At 57.0% G+C, this 18,970-nt stretch carries 13 protein-coding genes, 4 tRNA genes and 2 pseudogenes; 8 read left to right on the forward strand and 11 right to left on the reverse strand.

All coding sequences use genetic code 11. The features are described from left to right. Positions 1 to 165: 165 nt before the first annotated feature. From clpX to C4J89_RS16505, 7 genes are all read right to left on the reverse strand, one after another. Complete coding sequence (clpX, locus tag C4J89_RS16475; protein WP_010209414.1) at positions 166 to 1,449, reverse strand: ATP-dependent Clp protease ATP-binding subunit ClpX; 1,284 nt, start codon at positions 1,447 to 1,449, stop codon at positions 166 to 168. 112 nt (positions 1,450 to 1,561) lie between these two features. After that, complete coding sequence (gene clpP, locus C4J89_RS16480; protein WP_124363386.1) at positions 1,562 to 2,197, reverse strand: ATP-dependent Clp endopeptidase proteolytic subunit ClpP; 636 nt, start codon at positions 2,195 to 2,197, stop codon at positions 1,562 to 1,564. A gap of 91 nt (positions 2,198 to 2,288) precedes the next feature. Then, complete coding sequence (gene tig / locus C4J89_RS16485) at positions 2,289 to 3,599, reverse strand: trigger factor (protein ID WP_124363387.1); 1,311 nt, start codon at positions 3,597 to 3,599, stop codon at positions 2,289 to 2,291. Between the two features lie 400 nt (positions 3,600 to 3,999). Next, positions 4,000 to 4,075: transfer RNA gene (locus C4J89_RS16490), tRNA-His, on the reverse strand. 77 nt (positions 4,076 to 4,152) lie between these two features. Continuing rightward, positions 4,153 to 4,237 (reverse strand) — tRNA-Leu (locus tag C4J89_RS16495). A 55-nt stretch (positions 4,238 to 4,292) separates the two neighbouring features. Next, positions 4,293 to 4,368 (reverse strand) — tRNA-His (locus tag C4J89_RS16500). Positions 4,369 to 4,400: 32 nt separating this feature from the next. Further along, positions 4,401 to 4,477, reverse strand: a tRNA-Arg gene (locus C4J89_RS16505). Positions 4,478 to 4,751: 274 nt separating this feature from the next. On the opposite strand from C4J89_RS16505, the gene folD reads away from it, so the two are divergent. The 3 genes and pseudogenes from folD to C4J89_RS27220 form a co-directional block, all read left to right on the forward strand. After that, on the forward strand, positions 4,752 to 5,606 hold the full coding sequence (gene folD, locus C4J89_RS16510; RefSeq protein ID WP_124363388.1) for a bifunctional methylenetetrahydrofolate dehydrogenase/methenyltetrahydrofolate cyclohydrolase FolD: 855 nt from the start codon (positions 4,752 to 4,754) through the stop codon (positions 5,604 to 5,606). A gap of 118 nt (positions 5,607 to 5,724) precedes the next feature. Continuing rightward, positions 5,725 to 7,056: pseudogene (locus tag C4J89_RS16515) on the forward strand (IS4 family transposase). Positions 7,057 to 7,179: 123 nt separating this feature from the next. Further along, a pseudogene (locus C4J89_RS27220) lies at positions 7,180 to 7,355 on the forward strand (SOS response-associated peptidase family protein); the annotation flags it as partial. 102 nt (positions 7,356 to 7,457) lie between these two features. Here the strand turns inward: C4J89_RS27220 and C4J89_RS16520 are convergent. Both C4J89_RS16520 and C4J89_RS16530 read right to left on the reverse strand, forming a co-directional pair. After that, on the reverse strand, positions 7,458 to 8,408 hold the full coding sequence (locus tag C4J89_RS16520) for a hypothetical protein (protein ID WP_124415041.1): 951 nt from the start codon (positions 8,406 to 8,408) through the stop codon (positions 7,458 to 7,460). A 255-nt stretch (positions 8,409 to 8,663) separates the two neighbouring features. After that, positions 8,664 to 9,845: an acyltransferase gene (locus C4J89_RS16530; RefSeq protein ID WP_124415042.1), complete on the reverse strand. Its 1,182-nt coding sequence runs from the start codon at positions 9,843 to 9,845 to the stop codon at positions 8,664 to 8,666. 463 nt (positions 9,846 to 10,308) lie between these two features. Here C4J89_RS16530 and pbpG point away from each other — a divergent pair, with 463 nt between their 5' ends. Beyond that, positions 10,309 to 11,232, forward strand: a complete 924-nt coding sequence (gene pbpG, locus C4J89_RS16540; RefSeq protein ID WP_124363392.1) for a D-alanyl-D-alanine endopeptidase — start codon at positions 10,309 to 10,311, stop codon at positions 11,230 to 11,232. A gap of 126 nt (positions 11,233 to 11,358) precedes the next feature. Here the strand turns inward: pbpG and C4J89_RS16545 are convergent, their stop codons facing one another. Continuing rightward, complete coding sequence (locus C4J89_RS16545; RefSeq protein WP_124415044.1) at positions 11,359 to 12,021, reverse strand: peptidase C39 family protein; 663 nt, start codon at positions 12,019 to 12,021, stop codon at positions 11,359 to 11,361. A gap of 213 nt (positions 12,022 to 12,234) precedes the next feature. Between C4J89_RS16545 and C4J89_RS26945 the strand changes: the two genes are divergently transcribed. Beyond that, positions 12,235 to 12,396 carry a hypothetical protein gene (locus C4J89_RS26945; RefSeq protein WP_164484550.1) on the forward strand — a complete coding sequence of 54 codons (162 nt, stop codon included), beginning with the start codon at positions 12,235 to 12,237 and terminating at the stop codon, positions 12,394 to 12,396. Here C4J89_RS26945 and C4J89_RS16550 read toward each other — a convergent pair. Next, positions 12,393 to 12,803 carry a hypothetical protein gene (locus C4J89_RS16550; protein ID WP_124363394.1) on the reverse strand — a complete coding sequence of 137 codons (411 nt, stop codon included), beginning with the start codon at positions 12,801 to 12,803 and terminating at the stop codon, positions 12,393 to 12,395. The genes C4J89_RS26945 and C4J89_RS16550 overlap by 4 nt on opposite strands. Positions 12,804 to 13,007: 204 nt before the next feature. Here C4J89_RS16550 and C4J89_RS16555 point away from each other — a divergent pair, with 204 nt between their 5' ends. Genes C4J89_RS16555 through C4J89_RS16565 form a run of 3 tightly spaced genes read left to right on the forward strand, consistent with a single transcriptional unit; the run spans position 13,008 to position 18,790 of the window. Beyond that, positions 13,008 to 16,229: an efflux RND transporter permease subunit gene (locus C4J89_RS16555; RefSeq protein ID WP_124415045.1), complete on the forward strand. Its 3,222-nt coding sequence runs from the start codon at positions 13,008 to 13,010 to the stop codon at positions 16,227 to 16,229. Next, on the forward strand, positions 16,219 to 17,388 hold the full coding sequence (locus tag C4J89_RS16560) for an efflux RND transporter periplasmic adaptor subunit (RefSeq protein WP_124415046.1): 1,170 nt from the start codon (positions 16,219 to 16,221) through the stop codon (positions 17,386 to 17,388). The genes C4J89_RS16555 and C4J89_RS16560 overlap by 11 nt, the downstream gene beginning before the upstream one ends. Beyond that, complete coding sequence (locus C4J89_RS16565; RefSeq protein WP_124415047.1) at positions 17,372 to 18,790, forward strand: efflux transporter outer membrane subunit; 1,419 nt, start codon at positions 17,372 to 17,374, stop codon at positions 18,788 to 18,790. Before C4J89_RS16560 ends, C4J89_RS16565 begins: the two co-directional genes overlap by 17 nt. Positions 18,791 to 18,970: the final 180 nt, after the last annotated feature.

The raw sequence follows: 18,970 nt of genomic DNA on the forward strand, positions 1-18,970 counted from the left end.
AATAAGCTTGAAACCAAGATGGGGGTTGCCTGCAAAAAAAACAAGCTCAATGCCAGCACTTAAACGCATGAATAAACGCGATTTAATCCGCCGTCCCGCAAAAACCCCCGAAAAAAACAAGGGGCCCCGAAAGGCCCCTTGCTTGTACCGCCACTGCAAAGACGCTTATGCGTCAGGTGCAGCCTTGGCAGCCGGCTCACTGTTTTCGTAGATATACAGTGGCTTGGACTTGCCTTCGATAACGCTTTCGTCGATCACCACCTTACTCACCTCGGACTGCGAGGGGATTTCGTACATGGTGTCGAGCAACACGCCTTCGAGGATCGAACGCAGACCACGTGCACCGGTCTTGCGCTCCAATGCCCGCTTGGCCACTGATTTGAGCGCGTCGGTACGGAACTCGAGGTCCACACCTTCCATCTCGAACAGCTTGGCGTATTGCTTGGTCAGGGCGTTTTTCGGCTCGGTGAGGATCTGAATCAAAGCCGCCTCATCCAGCTCGTCCAACGTCGCCAGGACCGGCAGGCGACCGACGAATTCCGGGATCAGGCCGAACTTGACCAGATCGTCAGGTTCGACTTCACGCAGGGACTCGCCTACCTTCTTGCCTTCTTCCTTGCTACGCACTTCCGCGCTGAAACCGATGCCGCCACGGGTGGAACGCTGCTGAATAACCTTTTCCAGCCCGGAGAACGCACCGCCACAGATAAACAGGATGTTACGCGTATCGACCTGCAGGAATTCCTGCTGCGGGTGCTTACGGCCGCCCTGGGGCGGTACCGAAGCGACCGTGCCTTCGATCAGCTTCAACAGTGCTTGCTGCACGCCTTCACCGGAAACATCCCGAGTGATGGACGGGTTGTCCGACTTGCGCGAGATCTTGTCGATTTCGTCGATGTAGACAATACCCATCTGGGCCTTCTCTACGTCGTAGTCGCACTTCTGCAGCAGTTTCTGAATGATGTTCTCGACATCTTCACCCACGTAGCCAGCCTCGGTGAGGGTGGTGGCGTCGGCGATGGTGAACGGAACGTTCAGCAGGCGAGCGAGGGTTTCCGCAAGCAGGGTTTTACCCGAGCCTGTAGGGCCGATCAGCAGGATGTTACTCTTGCCGAGTTCGACTTCGTCGCCTTTCTTGTCACGCTGGTTCAAGCGCTTGTAGTGGTTGTACACCGCTACGGCCAGAACCTTCTTTGCACGCTCCTGACCAATCACGTACTGGTCAAGGATGCCGCTGATTTCTTTAGGCGATGGGAGTTTGTGCGCACTGCTCTCGGCCTGGGCTTCCTGCACCTCCTCGCGGATGATGTCATTGCACAGGTCGACGCATTCGTCGCAGATAAACACCGAGGGGCCGGCAATCAATTTGCGTACTTCATGCTGGCTTTTGCCACAGAAGGAGCAATAGAGCAGCTTGCCGTTGTCCTCGCCGTTGCGGGTGTCAGTCATTCGTTCGATCCAAATCCGATAGGCTTGCAACACAAGATGAAGGCTTATGCGGGCTTTTTCAAGCCCGCCAGTGGTCGGACATGCCGACCAGCCCTATTTTGAGCGGCTTATATTAAGCGGGGCGCTTTTCGATCACTGCGTCGATCAACCCGTACTCACGGGCGGCTTCAGCGCTCATGAAGTTGTCACGGTTGGTATCACGCTCGATTTCTTCAAGTGTGTGCCCGCTGTGCTTGGCCATCAGCGTGTTGAGGCGCTCACGAATGAAGAGGATCTCCTTGGCATGGATTTCGATGTCCGATGCCTGGCCCTGGAAACCGCCCAGTGGCTGGTGAATCATCACGCGTGAGTTCGGCAGGCAGTAACGCTTGCCCTCGGCGCCGGCGGTCAGCAGGAATGCACCCATGCTGCAGGCCTGGCCAATGCAGGTAGTCGAAACGTTCGGCTTGATGAACTGCATGGTGTCGTAGATCGACATGCCCGCAGTCACCGAACCGCCCGGCGAGTTGATGTAGAGATGGATGTCCTTGTCCGGGTTTTCCGCTTCAAGGAACAGCAGTTGCGCACAGATCAGGTTGGCCATGTAGTCCTCTACCGGGCCAACCAGAAAGATCACTCGCTCCTTGAGCAGGCGCGAGTAGATGTCGTAGGCGCGTTCACCACGAGCGGACTGCTCGACAACCATCGGGACCAGGCCGCCAGCGGCCTGGACATCAGAGTTCTGCTGAATATAGGAATTACGGAACATGCTCTGCAGTTACTCCCAAATAGTCATGTCTTGAAAACGCATAAGCCAGCGCGAGGCTGGCTTATGGTTGAATTTCCAACGAGTTGGACAATCAGTCGGCTTGTGCTGCTTCCGCCGGTTTGACTGCTTCTTCGTAAGAGACCGCTTTATCGGTCACCTTAGCCTTCTGCAGAACAGTATCCACAACTTGTTCTTCCAGCACAACCGAACGTACTTCGTTCAGCTGCTGGTCGTTCTTGTAGTACCAGGACACGACCTGCTCAGGTTCCTGGTAGGCCGACGCCATTTCCTGGATCATTTCGCGAACACGGTCTTCGTCTGGCTTGAGGTCGAACTGCTTGACCACTTCAGCCACGATCAGGCCCAGCACGACGCGGCGCTTGGCTTGCTCTTCGAACAGCTCGGCCGGCAGTTGGTCAGGCTTGATGTTGCCACCAAACTGCTGAACCGCTTGTACGCGCAGGCGATCCACTTCGTTGGACAGCAGGGCCTTAGGCACTTCGATCGGGTTGGCGGCCAGCAGACCATCCATGACCTGGTTCTTGACCTTGGACTTGATCGCTTGACGCAGCTCACGCTCCATGTTCTTGCGAACTTCGGTGCGGAAGCCTTCGATACCGGTTTCCTTGATGCCGAATTGCGCGAAGAACTCTTCGTTCAGCTCTGGCAGCTTAGGCTCGGAAACGCTGTTGACGGTCACGGTGAACTCGGCGGCTTTGCCGGCCAGGTCCAGGTTCTGGTAGTCAGCAGGGAATTCCAGGTTCAGAACGCGTTCTTCGCCGGCTTTGGCGCCAACCAGGCCGTCTTCGAAGCCAGGGATCATGCGGTTGGAACCCAGCACCAGCTGAGTGCCCTTGGCGGAGCCACCAGCGAATACTTCGCCGTCAACCTTGCCAACGAAATCGATGTTCAACTGGTCTTCGTTCTGGGCGGCACGCTCGACCACTTCGAAACGGGTGTTCTGCTTGCGCAGGATTTCCAGCATGTTGTCCAGGTCCGAATCAGCCACTTCGGCGCTCAGGCGCTCGATAGCGATACCGTCGAAGCCCGCTACTTCGAATTCCGGGAACACTTCGAATACGGCTACGTATTCCAGGTCCTTGCCGGCTTCCAGGGACTTGGGCTCGATCGAAGGCGAGCCAGCCGGGTTCAGCTTTTGCTCGACAACGGCTTCGTAGAAGGAAGCCTGGATCACGTCACCTACAGCTTCCTGGCGCGCATCGGCACCAAAACGACGCTTGATTTCGCTCATTGGCACTTTGCCTGGACGGAAACCAGCGATCTTGGCCTTCTGGGCAGTCTGCTGCAGACGCTTGTTGACCGCAGTCTCGATACGCTCTGCCGGCACAGTGATGCTCAGGCGGCGCTCGAGAGCAGTAGTATTTTCAACAGAAACTTGCATGGATATTCCTCGTTGCACAGACATTAGCCGGCCATTTCCGACCCCAATCAAGGGCATGCATTCTAGTGGGTCAAACTCAAGAAGTCACCCTACTGAAAATACACCCGGAAACCGCCGGCAATTTATCGGTACGAAGGCACTGAAGTACCTCGCCCCGGTGACAAATACAGCCAATTGCGCCAGGGCTCTGCGCCGCCCCTCTATATATAGAAGAAGCTGCCATTCATCTCCCTGACGGCCCACCCCGCGAACGGAGCGGACAGGCAACGCGGCATCATCGAGACACACAAATACGACGAAACGCACTGCCGATGCGGCCCAGTACCTGCGACCGCCGAGATAATCAAACCGCCAAAACCAAAAAAGGCGCCAGACTGTTAAATCTGGCGCCTTTCGAATATGGGGTGGACGAAGGGGATCGAACCCTCGACAACGGGAGTCACAATCCCGTGCTCTACCAACTGAGCTACGCCCACCATATTGCGTTAACAAAGAAACCAAACCACTTCTTTGTTGAACCCTGCCCTGCCTGACGGCCGAGCAACGTTTTATTTGGTGCGGATGAAGAGACTCGAACTCTTACGCCTCGCGGCGCTGGAACCTAAATCCAGTGTGTCTACCAATTCCACCACATCCGCGCTTGAAGCTCTTAAAGCAAAGGCGCCAGACGATTAATCTGGCGCCTTTCAAATATGGGGTGGACGAAGGGGATCGAACCCTCGACAACGGGAGTCACAATCCCGTGCTCTACCAACTGAGCTACGCCCACCATCTAACGCTACTTGTGCCAAAGCTGCCTAATGGCGCACCCGGCAGGACTCGAACCTGCGACCATCCGCTTAGAAGGCGGATGCTCTATCCAGCTGAGCTACGGGCGCCTGATTAATCTGTACTCTTGGAGGATTACAAACTAAGTGTTTCCAGTCTTGCAGCACAACAATTCTGCTTGACCTTCTAACCAGTGCTAGGCTGTGCCCGACAAGTGCGACGAATAGTATAGAGGGTCCCGAAACCCGTCAAATCTTTTTTGAAAAAAACTGATTTTATTTAAGGGGTTAGGGCAATTTGCAGACCAAGCGCCTTTGCCCTCGCGCCCTGGCGTGCGAGAATGCGCGCACTTTTCTTCCCCCTCTCGATGGTTAATCACGCGTAATGACTGCACAACTTATCGACGGCAAATCAATCGCCGCCAGCCTGCGCCAGCAGATCGCCAAACGCGTCACCGAGCGTCGCCAGCAAGGCCTGCGCACGCCTGGCCTCGCGGTGATCCTGGTCGGCAGCGATCCTGCCTCTCAGGTTTATGTCTCGCACAAGCGTAAAGACTGTGAAGAGGTCGGCTTTATCTCCAAAGCCTATGACTTGCCTTCGGAGACCACTCAACAGGCCCTGACCGACCTGATTGACAGCCTCAACGATGACCCGAACATGGACGGCATCCTGCTCCAGCTGCCGCTGCCCGAGCACCTGGATGCTTCCAAACTGCTGGAACGCATCCGCCCGGACAAAGACGTCGATGGCTTCCACCCTTATAACGTCGGCCGTCTGGCCCAACGCATCCCACTGCTGCGCCCCTGCACGCCCAAAGGCATCATGACTCTGCTGGAAAGCACCGGGGTCGATCTGTATGGGCTCGACGCGGTTGTGGTTGGCGCCTCGAATATCGTCGGCCGCCCGATGGCCATGGAATTGTTGCTGGCCGGCTGCACCGTGACCGTTACCCACCGCTTCACCAAGGACCTCGCCGGGCATGTGGGCCGCGCTGATCTGGTGGTGGTCGCCGCGGGCAAGCCGGGCCTGGTGAAGGGTGAGTGGATCAAGGAAGGCGCGATCGTGATCGACGTCGGCATCAACCGCCAAAATGATGGCAAGCTGGTGGGCGACGTGGTGTACGAGACCGCCCTGCCCCGCGCCGGCTGGATCACCCCGGTTCCCGGCGGTGTAGGCCCGATGACCCGGGCGTGCCTGCTGGAAAACACGTTGTATGCAGCAGAAACCCTGCACAGCTGATAACCAGGCGTACTGAAAAAGCCCTGCTTTATCGCGTAATGCTGTTCACTTAAGCATTTGAGCTAAAGCGGGGCTTCCTAGAAAATCCGATGCCAGACCTCTGGCATCGGATTTTTTTATGTCTGTTCAACAGGACCTGCTCGACCTCGGCGACCTTTTCAACTTCTGCGACCTAAGCACTTTCACCCAGAACATCCCCATTGAATGGGTTGCGTCTGCGCTGGATCTATCCAGTCAGGCCACTATTCGTCGGCGTCGCTTGCCCGCCGATCAGGTGCTTTGGTTGGTGCTTGGCATGGCGTTGTTTCGTGATGAGCCTGTCCATGAGGTCGCTAGACGATTGAACATTTGCGCTCAAGGCCTCGCCTCCGACCACTTGTTGGCCCGAAGCGGCGTCACTGAAGCCCGCAAGCGACTAGGGGCCGATCCCGTTGAGTGGTTATTCCGTAAAACCGGCACTCAATGGGGCTTGGAGCGCTACGACGAGGACGACTGGCACGGTTTGCAGGTCTTCGCGGTGGACGGTGCGCTCTTGCGCACGCCGGACACACCCGAGCTTCGAGATCATTTCGGGTCAGGAAATACGCCCAGTGATCGTCAGACTCCCTTCCCCATGATGCGCTTGGTAGCGCTGATGAACGTGCGTTCGCACTTAATCCTGGATGCACAATTAGGGCCTTACCGGCGCAGTGAAATGCGCTTGGCCGACGAGTTTTTGCAGCAAGTCCCCGACCACTCCGTGACGCTATTCGATAAAGGATTTTGGGGCGCAGAAATGCTGTTGAGCCTGAGTAACACCGGAACCCACCGTCATTGGTTGATTCCCGCCAAAAAAGGCATGGTCTGTGAAGAAGTGATCCGTTACGGCGAGCACGACCGCTTGGTGCGCATGAAGGTCTCACCGCAAGCCAGAAAGAGAAATCCGGCTCTTGGCACCCACTGGGAAGCCCGCGAAGTCAGCTATGAAATCCAAGGCAGATTAAAAATCTGTCATGACGTCGTTACCAGCCAACACCTACAGCACCAAGGTCGTTGCCAAACTTTATCAGGAACGCTGGGAAATCGAATTGGGCTTTAGGGATATCAAAAGCTCTATGCAGCAGAATGCCGTGACCTTGCGCAGTAAAAAATCGACTTGGTCTATCAGGAGGTCTGGGGGCTTTTACTCGCTTACAACGTGATTCGCCGGGAGGCCGGTCAAGCAGCGGTAGCGTTTGGTCGAGCTCCGTCGGACATACGCTTTAAGCCCGTTTGCCAGTATATCGCCGTGCAGTTGATCGTGATGGCGGCAGCCAATCCGGTATCAGCCACAGGCAGACGCTTGGCCGAACTAAGGAAGGGTATCGGCAGCTTGTTTCTGGATCACCGCCCCAGACCTGCAAGGCCGAGGACGGTGAAGATCTCAAAAACCCGATTTCCAGTGGATCGCAATGCTGCTCCGCTTAAGTGAACAGCATTACGCCTTCTCGCGGGGCTTTTTATTGCCCGAAGAAAGCCTGTTTATTCATAGTGTTTAAATACTTTCTTATCAACGCGTGCATAGAGAAGGTAGCCGGCGGGGCGGTGAACCGATATCTGCGCTGCCATAAGCCCGCTACCGGACGCCGACGAAGGCCCTGGCGAGCATGATGGCATCGTGATCATCACAGCCGACAGTGGCGGTGCATGGTGGATATTCATGACCGGCCTCCCGTGATGCTGACGCCGGGCTTGGCGCGGGAATGGCTGGAACCGGCCACGCCCAAGGAAACAAAGGGCTAGCGCTCATTCAGCCAATCCCCACTCTTAACGTTTTTGATTTGGAGTTACAATCTGATAGCTCGACACTATTACAATAAAAAGTATAAGCCGCTATTTTCCACCCTTCACCTTCAAGACCCTATTTAAAATAAAACCAATGAATATAAAGTACGGCGCAAAACTCATGCTAAGAATCAAATACTCATACCACGCACTCCAGCACAAACTATATTTTTTACATAAGTCAAGATTTTGTTCTGAAACATGCACCAGTACCAAAGGCAGCATTATACCTATCACAATTAATGCCATCGTCGACATAAGCGCCACAATAGAATACCGCTTAAGAGGAAGCCTTTTATCCCATAGCTGACACTGCTGAAGCGAGGTGCGCAACTTCGGAACCAGAACTAAATATGTGTTGATAAGATCAATAAACCTGCTCAAGGTTTGGGAGTAATCAATAAATAACATTCCGTCACGACCTTCATAATCCTCAGTTTTTTTCGGGCCTTCCCCTCTATCAACTGACTCTCGAAACGCCTTCTCTTCCACTTGGAGGAAATGCAGCCTATTAGAGTCACACCTCACAGCTAGATTTAACAACGCACTCTTATTTTTTTCCATAAAAACAGACATGCTTTGGAGCATATACATGAAGCCATCGCAATGATGACTATCATCCAACAGCAATTTAAAAAAACCTTTATCTTCATCATTAGAAAAGCGATATTTGAATAAAAGACTGCTTAGCACACTTAAAAAATCATACAACCTCTTAATCCCCTTCAAGGGATCATAATCCTGGAGCAATTTGTTGCGAACATCCCATATCGAACTCCAATCTGGCTCCCCATCACTATGAAAATACGCTTCTGAAATTTTTATTCTATCAGCATACTGAGTGAGCTTTTTAAGCTCTTGTAGCGCCAGCTCCATCCGCTCTTCTGCTCCGTAATTTCGCTCAATTGAAAGCAGAGCATAGACACCAAACAGCGAACCACCAAGACCAATAAACGTGGCGTGAAGCGCTGGTAAATCCTTTAAAATCGAATGATCCATTCCATACTCCAACTTTGTGTATATTTAATACCTAGGCTAGCCCGCGAGCATATCTGCTATCCAGCTCGATACGCCTCATTTAAATCTCAAAATGTAAATAGATCATATTCTTATCTCAACACAGGCCTACCTATGCTGGGATGCTAATGGATTAAATATCGCTTTCTGTGCCCGACCTGAGCAATGAATGTCGCGGCTCGCGCGGCGCCTACGATCCCGTAGTGGGTCATGCCAGTATTCAGTGCAGCAACAGCTCTACAATCCGACAACGCGATTTATAAATTTAATTCTTCTGAGCAACAATATAGCCAGATATGAAGCGACAAAAACAATTACAGAGAGCATGGGTATATTGATGTAAGGGGTACTGAACAACATCGGCAGCAGTGACTCAAGGGCGTTACCACACACATCTAAAAAAATCACATGAATCAAATAAATACCAAAACTACATGCACTAACAGAAGAAACAAGACGATTAATATTTTTTTCTGGCTCAAGAACATATATGCCGGATAAAAATTTGATCCAAACAAACCAAGACGCTGATGCAACGACAACCAGCGGAGAGAGATAACTATAAAAATCACCGACAAAAACACCGTCATTGTTTGCCGTCAAATAAGAAGTCATGCATGTAATTATCGAAAAACAAATGAGCATGGATAACACGGCAATAACTGCATGATAAGACTTGTAGTCTTTCTTTCCAAGTAGATAACCAAGAACAAAATAACCAATATAGCCAGAAACATAAGAAAAATCGAACTGCCATTTTACGCCAAAATACTTATCAACTAGCGGTGATACCGTCATAGACAAAAACCAAAGCGCACAGTAATACACCAGAACATTGTCATCACCTGAGGCGACAACAACTCTGAGCAAAGGCAAAAACATATAGCACCCGATTATTGCATACAGATACCACAGATGATAACTAACGGGGGTAAAGATAAATTTACCGAAATTACCGAAATCGCTAAACTGCGAGCCTTGGTAGTATACTTTCCAGAACACATATATCACCGACCAAAAAACCAGAGGCCACAGGACCCTATTAATTCGCTTGGCAAAAAAAACGGAAACAGATTCACTCTTGCGTAAAAGCAGAAAACCAGAAGACATGAAAAACAATGGTACGCATGAGCGAACAAACGAGTCGTAAATATTTGCGATATTCCATTCACTCTGCGATATCTCGCCTAACTGATAGAGATAGGGTGCAGCAACATGCAATACCACGACCATAGCTATCGCTGCAGCTTTTACATAATGCACCCACAGACACTGATCGTTTTTCAATTTAAACCACGCTATTGACTTTTTACGGCCATGTGAAGACCGTGAGCTTGCCTTAAAAATCGCCTGAATCCAAGACACCAGGTGAGGTGAAAAGTCATTGCTCCTGTCCGCGTGAGCAGTCAAGGGATGCATAACCCTATACTTACTTAGTTCTTCGGCACCGCTTCAGCAATCCACAAAGTTGGCAGAGATGCGGCCATGGCCGTAGCGCTCAATCGACGGACGGTTACTCTTCAGTGATGGCTGTGGGTAGTGGCGTTTCAATCTTCTGCATTTCGAGTCGCACGTCGATCCAGCTGTTCAGCGGCGCGCCTCGGCACTGCCTTCGTCACGGGACAACTTGGACACAGAATCCCAGTACTGCTGACGACCTATGCGAAAGAGCTTTCATCAACGATGGTCTGGTTGACTGCTGGAAAGCTTGAGCAAAGCCTTGATTGGTAAAAGCACGGTACAACCCTAACCAATCATCGGCTTACAGCCTTTATTTAAAGGCTCTCTATCGCTTTCTGATCCATACTCCTAAAATGTAACGCCATTTGTCACCAAACCCGTTCCCAAACGGTACTTCTTACTTTTTAGCGAGTTCATCCGCGTGAAAATTCGTCTTTCCATTGTCAGCCTATTTTTTGCACTGACGGGCACCTTCGCAAACGCTGCCGAAACCACCTTGGCCCCGCGTGACGCCTCCAAACTGCAAATCGCCTCCGGCAGCGCCATGCTTGTGGATCTGCAGACCAACAAGGTCATCTATTCCAGCAACCCCGACGTGGTGGTCCCCATCGCTTCCGTCAGCAAGCTGATGACCGGCCTGATCGTGCTGGAAGCCAAGCAGGACATGGATGAATACATCGACATCAACATCACCGACACCCCGGAGATGAAGGGTGTGTTCTCCCGGGTGAAGATCGGCAGCCAAATGCCGCGCAAGGAAATGCTGCTGATCGCGCTGATGTCCTCGGAAAACCGCGCCGCCGCGAGCCTGGCCCACCATTACCCGGGCGGTTACGCGGCGTTCATTGCCGCGATGAACGCCAAGGCCAAGGCGCTGGGCATGACCAGCACCCACTACGTGGAACCTACGGGACTGTCGATCCATAACGTGTCGACCGCCCGCGACCTGAGCAAACTGCTGGCATATGCGCGCAAGTTTCCGATGTTGAGCCAACTGAGTACCACCAAGGAAAAAACCGTGGCGTTCCGCAAGCCCAACTACACCCTGGGCTTCTCCAACACCGACCATTTGATCAACCGGGCCAACTGGGACATCAAGCTGACCAAGACCGGTTTTACCAACCAGGCCGGGCATTGCCTGGTGCTGGTGACCAGCATGGGTAACCGCCCGGTGTCGCTGGTGATCCTGGATGCTTTCGGCAAATTCACCCACTTCGCCGATGCCAGTCGTATTCGCAGCTGGGTCGAAACCGGCAAGGGCGGCGCGGTGCCGGATGTGGCGTTGCGCTACAAGGCTGACAAGAACCTGAAGAACCGTGCAGGTGTGACAGAAGTGCGCCGTTAAAGAACACCGCAGAACCCATGTGGGAGGGGGGCTTGCTCCCGATAGCAGTGTGTCATTCACAGTATCAGTGACTGATCCACCGCTATCGGGAGCAAGTCGAATCGTCGCACCGCCCCTCCCACATTTTTATTTGTGTTCCGTCAGCACCTTGAGTGCTTGGGCCGCCGACTGCTCTTGCCCGGCCTGGGCCGTAGCATTCGCCGCCTCGCGCCAGCGCTGCGCATCCACATTCGCCGGCAACTGGCTCGGACGCTGGGTAAGAATCGCCCAATTCCCTGCGCTCTTCCACGCCGACTCAAAGTCGCTGAAGCCCATCATCAATCGCCGCTCCCTGCCGGAACGCAACAGCACCGTGCTCTTCTGCTGGTTGAATCCCACCACCACGACATAGCGCGGGTCGGACCAGAAGCTTGAGTTGATCCGTGCCATCACCGGGTAACCCGCCGCCACCTGCGCCAGCACTGCGGTCAGCCTGGCCTCCAGTGGATACACCATCAGCCCGTATTCGCGCGCCAGCTTCTGCATGTTGCGCTCAAGGTCCGCTTCGGCGCCTGGCAAGTGCAGCGGCTTATCCAGCAACCCTGGTGTCATGACAATGCCTTGTTGCGACAGCATGCTGGCCAGAGCCGTAGGACCGCTCTGATAAGCCTCGCTGCGAAAGGTCGGTACGCCGTTGAGTTCAACCCGCTCCGGCAGGCCGGGGAGTTTCGAAGGATGGCTGGAACAGGCCGTCAGCCCCAGGACGCAGGCCAGCAGGATGGATGCTTTAAGGTTCGACCGTAAGCGCAATTTTTTACTCTCTTGATCAACTGCCGGTGAGGGCCCCGATCATAGGACGCTCTTGGGCGGGGGTATAGCCTTCAGCGTAGGTAAAACGCCGGCGATAGAGCAAACGAGTTGGACAGACACGACCATTGGTCAATAGCAGGCAACCACCGGGTAGCTAGACTGTCCATTGGGAAGACTGTGTATAGACCCCGGATGGGGCGAAGGGAGGCCTGAATGAGCCTTGCAACGACGATTTTCATGCTGATCTGCGGTTGGCTGGCGGTGGCCGCCGCCATGTTGTGGGGGGTCATGCGCGTGACCCGTCGCCATCATCACCCCCACGTCAAACCCACTGCGCCCGCCAAGCCGCGCAAGGCGACGGCGCATCATGCCTAGCCCGGCATGCAGGTAAAATCCTGCGTGGCGGCAACCTCTTTGCCGTGCCCATCCTTGAGCGCTGCGCGCACAGTAGTCCCGAGGCTCGACTCCTCCAGGGTGTAATGCTCACCCGCCTTGAAATGCCTGTACTCGACCCGGCCCTGGCAGTCCTGCTGGTTATCGTCGCCGGGCTCTTCTTCAAACAGCGTCACGTCCAGGCGATGGTCCCCAGGGCTCACTTCAAAGTAGCGCCCGTCATCCACGCGCTGACCGTCGACGCGCTCGGCCAACAGGTCATTCGGTGCTTCTTCTTTCAAGCCGATCCAGGCTTCGCTCGGGTCGGCCTGGGGTATCGGGCCGGCACACGCCGACAACACCAAGGCGGCAGCCAGGACGGGAATCAACAACAGGGTTTTCGGTGACATGGCAGGGCTCCAAAGCACATCAGTAAAAAAGCGTATCCGATGGCTGACAAGCTTGAAGAGCTGCTGTTTGTAGAACAAATGAATACACATGAAAGGATCTTCAGCCGTTACCTAAATCTTCCTTCACCTGGCTGAAAGGTGCGTGTTAGGTGGGTCGGGCAAGACTGCCGGGGTTTGCAATCCTGCTCTTTCGGAGATCCACGCATGCTCGGGCTGGTAAAGACCGCACTGCACAAGCCGTACACCTTCATCGTGTTGGCCATTTTCATCTGCATCATCGGGCCGATGGCGGCCCTGCGTACGCCTACGGATGTGTTCCCCGATATCGGCATCCCGGTGGTCGCCGTGGTCTGGCAGTACAACGGCCTGTCGCCGGACGCCATGGCCGGGCGGGTGATCTACACCTACGAACGCTCCTTGAGCACCACCGTCAACGACATCGAACATATCGAATCCCAATCCCTGCCCGGCATGGGCATCGTCAAAATCTTCTTCCAACCCGGCGTGGATATCCGCACCGCCAACGCCCAGGTCACGGCGGTGTCACAGACCGTGCTCAAACAGATGCCACCGGGCATCACACCACCGCTGATCCTCAACTACAGCGCCTCCACCGTACCGATCCTGCAAATGGCGTTCTCCAGCCCGAGCTTGTCGGAAGCCAGAATCCGCGACCTGGTGCAGAACAATATCCGCCTGCCGCTGAGCGCCCTGCCCGGCCTGGCGATGCCCACGCCCATGGGCGGCAAGCAGCGCCAGATCACCCTCGATCTCGACCCCCAGGCCCTGGCCGCCAAAGGTTTGTCGGCCCAGGACGTCGGCAATGCCCTGGCGCTGCAGAACCAGATCATCCCGGTGGGCACCGCCAAGCTCGGCCGCAACGAATACACGATTCTGCTGAACAACAGCCCCAAGGCGATCGATGAGCTCAATGACTTGCCGATCAAGAACGTCGACGGCGCGATCATCACCATCGGCCAGGTCGCTCACGTGCGGGATGGCTCGCCACCGCAGACCAATATCGTGCGCGTCGACGGCCACCGCGCCGTGCTGATGCCGGCGTTGAAGAACGGCAGTATTTCCACTCTGTCGATCATCGACGGCATCCGCCAGATGCTGCCGCGCATCAACGAAACCCTGCCGCCGTCGCTGAAAACCTCACTGCTGGGCGACGCCTCGGTGTTCGTCAAGCAGTCGGTAGGCAGCGTGGCCCAGGAAGGCATCATCGCCGCCCTGCTGACCAGTGCGATGATCCTGCTGTTTCTCGGCAGCTGGCGCTCGACGCTGATCATCGCCGCGTCGATTCCCCTGGCGGTGCTGTCAGCCATTGCGCTGCTGGCGGTCAGCGGGCAAACCCTCAATGTGATGACCCTGGGCGGCCTGGCCCTGGCGGTGGGCATTCTGGTGGACGACGCCACGGTGACCATCGAAAACATCAACTGGCACCTGGAACAAGGCAAGGCGGTGAAGACGGCGATCCTCGACGGCGCCGCACAAATCGTCGGCCCGGCGTTCGTCTCGCTGCTGTGCATCTGCATCGTGTTCGTGCCGATGTTCTTGCTGCAAGGCATCGCCGGGTATCTGTTCCGGCCGATGGCGCTGGCGGTGATCTTTGCCATGGCCAGTTCATTCATTCTTTCGCGCACGCTGGTGCCGACACTGGCGATGTACCTGCTCAAGCCGCACACGCCGGAGCAAGGTGCAGGGCATCATCCGGAAGATGAATTCATCAATCACCATGAAGGTGATCAGCACAAGAAACCGCGCAATCGAGTGCTGCAAGCGGTGCTGAATTTCCAGCAGGGATTCGAGCGGCATTTCTCGAACATCCGTGACACCTACCACGGCCTGCTGATACTCGCGCTGGGCGCGCGCAAACGCTTTATCGTCGGTTTTCTCGCCTGCGTGCTGGCCTCGTTCGTGTTGTTGCCGAGCCTGGGCCAGGATTTTTTCCCGGCGACCGATGCCGGTGCGCTGGCACTGCATGTGCGCCTGCCGCTGGGTACGCGCATCGAGGAAAGCGCCGCTGCGTTCGACCGCATCGAAGCGCGGATTCGCGAAGTGATCCCGGCGCAAGAGCTGGACACCATCGTCGACAACATCGGCATCCCCCTCAGCGGCATCGACATGGCCTACAGCAGCAGCGGCACCATCGGCCCGCAGGACGGCGATATTCAGGTCACCCTGAAAAAGCACCACGCGCCCACCGCCGACTATGTCAAAAGACTGCGTGAAGCCCTGCCGCAAAGCTCCCCCGGCAGCCACTTCGCGTTTCTGCCGGCGGACATCAGCAGCCAGATCCTCAACTTCGGCGCGCCGGCACCGCTGGACGTGAAAATTTCCGGGCGCAGCGATGCCGAAAACCGCGCCTATGCGGTAGAGCTCGAACGCCGCCTGCAACACGTGCCCGGCATCGCCGACCTGCGCATTCAGCAATCCACCGGCTACCCGTCGCTGCAGGTGAATGTGGACCGCCTGCGCGCCAATGGCCTGGGCATCACCGAGAAAGACGTGACCAACAGCATGGTGGCCTCCCTCGCCGGCAGTTCCCAGGTGGCGCCGACGTTCTGGCTGAACCCGGCCAATGGCGTGTCCTACTCGATCGTCGCCGCAACGCCGCAATACCGCCTCGATAGCCTGCCTGCGCTGGAGGCGCTGCCGGTGACCGGTGCCGACGGCCAGTCGCAAATCCTCGGCGGCGTGGCGAGTATCTCGCGGGTACAAAGCCCGGCGGTGGTCACGCATTACAACATCGAACCTACCCTGGACCTGTACGCCAACGTGCAAGGCCGCGACCTCGGCGGCGTCGCCCGTGATGTGCAAAAAGTGCTGGATGACACCGCGTCCATGCGCCCTAAAGGCGCGACGATCAGCCTGCACGGGCAGATCGATGCGCTGCACGAGGCGTTCAGCGGCTTGAGCTTCGGCCTGCTCGGCGCGGTGGTGCTGATCTACTTGCTGATCGTGGTCAATTTCCAGTCCTGGGCCGACCCTTTCGTGATCATCACCGCGTTGCCTGCGGCACTGGCGGGGATCGTGTGGATGCTGTTCCTCAGCGGCACCTCGTTATCGGTGCCGGCCCTCACCGGCGCGATCCTGTGCATGGGCGTGGCCACCGCCAACTCGATACTGGTGGTGAGCTTCTGCCGCGAACGCCTGGCCGAACACGGCGATGCCTTGAAAGCCGCCATGGAGGCCGGATACACGCGCTTTCGCCCGGTGTGCATGACCGCCCTGGCGATGATCATCGGCATGCTGCCCCTGGCGCTCTCCGAGGAGCAGAACGCGCCGTTGGGCCGCGCCGTGATCGGCGGCTTGATCTTCGCCACCATCGCCACCTTGTTGTTTGTTCCCGTGGTTTTCAGCCTGGTCCACGGCCGTCACCCTACCCGCGCAACTGCTGGAGAAATGCCCCATGTCGTCTGATCACAAACCCTCGCGCAAGCGTCTGATGCTCCTGGGTGTCGGCGGCCTGACCCTGGCTGCCCTGCTGGTCGCCAACGGCTTGCACGCGCGTGCGCTGCATGAACAGTCGGTCAGCGCCTGGACGGAAACCGCGGCCATTCCCCAGGTGCTGGTGTTCCAGCCCAAACAGAATGCCACCGGCGATACCCTGCGCTTGCCGGCGCACCTGGAGGCCTGGAGCAAAGCGCCGATCCATGCGCGGGTCAGCGGCTACCTGAAAGACTGGAAGGTCGACATCGGCAGCCAGGTCAAGGCCGGGCAGGTCCTCGCGCAAATCGACAGCCCGGACCTGGACCAACAACTGGCGCAAACCCACGCCCACCTGGTTCAGGAACAGGCGAATGCGCGCCTTGCCGCCACCACCGCAACGCGCTGGCAAAACCTGTTGGCCAGTCATTCGGTATCGCGCCAGGAAGCCGATGAAAAAACCTCGAACGCCGCCGCCGCCAAAGCCAATGCCCAGGCTGCCGCCGCCGACTATGCGCGGCTGTGTGCGCTGGAAAGCTACAAGACGATCCGTGCGCCATTCGCCGGCACCATCACCGCGCGCAATACCGATATCGGCCAACTGATCAAGGCCGATACCGACAGTGATCCGGAACTGTTCAGCATCGCCGACACCCACCAACTGCGCCTGTACGTGCCGGTGCCACAGAACTACGCGGCGGTGATCCGTCCTGGTCTGGAAGCCGAGCTGAGCGTGCCCGAACATCCTGGCGAACACTTCAAGGCGCACCTGATCGGCGACTCCACCGCCATCGACCGACGCTCCGGCACCCTGCTCGCGCAGTTCGTCGCCGACAACCCGAACGGTGAGTTGCTGCCCGGCGATTATGCCGAAGCCACCCTGCCGATTCCGGCGGACACCCACGGCGTGAGCATCCCGGCCAGCGCCTTGATCTTCCGTGCCCAGGGCACCCAGGTCGCGGTGCTGGACCCGCACAACCATGTGCACCTGCAAGACATTCATATCGGCCTGGACCTGGGCGAACGCCTGGTGATCGACCAGGGCCTGAAACCCGCCGACCGCATCATCGACAACCCGCCCGACGCCCTGCGCGAAGGCGACCCGGTACAACTGGCCGGCGCCACAGGGGGTGCCCATGCGCCCAAGGCTTAAACCTTTTGCGGCCTGCCTGTTGCTGGCGTTGCAAGGCTGCTCCCTGGCGCCCAGCTACCAGGTGCCGTCGGTTGACCTGCCAGCGGGTTATCGCGAACACACCAGCGATGGCTCGTGGCACAGCGCGCAGCCGTCCGATCAACTGATGCCGCAGTGGTGGAAACTGTACAACGACCCAACGCTCAATGAGCTGCAACAGCAACTGCTCAAGGCCAACCCGGACCTGGCCGCGGCGCTGGCGCATTTCGATGCGTCCCAGGCGTATGCCAGTCAATTGCATGCCGGGCTTTTCCCACAGATCAGCGCCAGCGCGCAGCCGTTGCGCCAGCGGCAATCGGATTCCAGACCGTTGCGCGGTAGTACGCAGCCGTCGGTGTACAACAGCGACACCGCCGGGTTTTCGTTGAGTTACGACCTGGACCTGTGGGGCAAAATCCGCAACCAGGTCGCGGCCGGCGACGCCCAGGCTCAAGCGTCCGGCGATGACCTGGCGGCAGCGCGCTTGAGCCTGCAACGCCAGTTGGCGACGCTGTATGTGCAGCTCAATGGGCTGGATGCGCAGAGCCGGATTCTCGCCCATTCGCTGGAGGATTTCAGCCAGGCGCTGCAACTCACCCGCAGCCGTTATGAGGGCCAGATTGCATCGGAACTGGACCTGACCCGTGCGCAGAGTCAACTGGCCGAGGCCAAGGCGCAACTGGATGACGTGCGCGGGCAGCGCAACCTGACCGAGCATGCAATTGGCGAACTGGTCGGCGCGGCGGCCAGCGATTTCTCCCTGCCGCCAAGCCCGCAATTGATTGCCTTGCCCGGCATTCCCTCACAGCTGCCGAGCCGCCTGCTGCAACGTCGCCCGGATATCGCGGCGGCCGAACGGCGCGTGTTTGCGGCCAATGCCAACATTGGCGTGGCCAAGGCGGCCTGGTATCCGGACTTCAGCCTGACCGGATTGATCGGCGGCCAGACCCAGGGCGTGGGCAACCTGCTTGCGGCGGGCAATCAGTATTGGGCGCTGGGGCCGTTGATGAACCTGCCGATTTTTGATGGCGGGCGCTTGAGTGCCAACGAACGCCAGGCCAAGGCCGAGTTTGAAGAAGCGGCGGCGCAGTACCGCAGCCAGGTGCTGAAGGCCGTGCGCGAGGTCGAAGATAACCTGGCGCAACTGCGGGATTTGCAGCAGGAGGCGCAGGATGAACAAGCGGCGGCGGATGCGGCGCAGCACACACAAGTATTGGCAATGAACAGCTATCAGGCCGGAGCCGTGAGTTATCTGGATGTAGTCACCGCGCAAACGGCGGCGTTGCAGGCGCAGAGGACGTTGCAGGCGGTGCAGACAAGGCAGTTGCAGGCGAGTGTGGGGTTGGTGACGGCGCTGGGTGGGGGTTGGCAGCCGGGCGGCTGAGGCTGTACGTTCGGCAGCGTTAGTTCCGGCCTCATCGGGAGCAAGCCCCCTCCCACATGGGTTCTGTGCCAGACACACAATGTATGAACACCGCCGGCCCCCTGTGGGAGGGGGCTTGCTCCCGATAGCGCCCTCCCAGACACATCCTGCCAAAAGCCTGAACGACATCTTCAGCCCACC

It is taken from the genome of Pseudomonas sp. R4-35-07, assembly GCF_003852235.1.
Taxonomy (GTDB): domain Bacteria; phylum Pseudomonadota; class Gammaproteobacteria; order Pseudomonadales; family Pseudomonadaceae; genus Aquipseudomonas.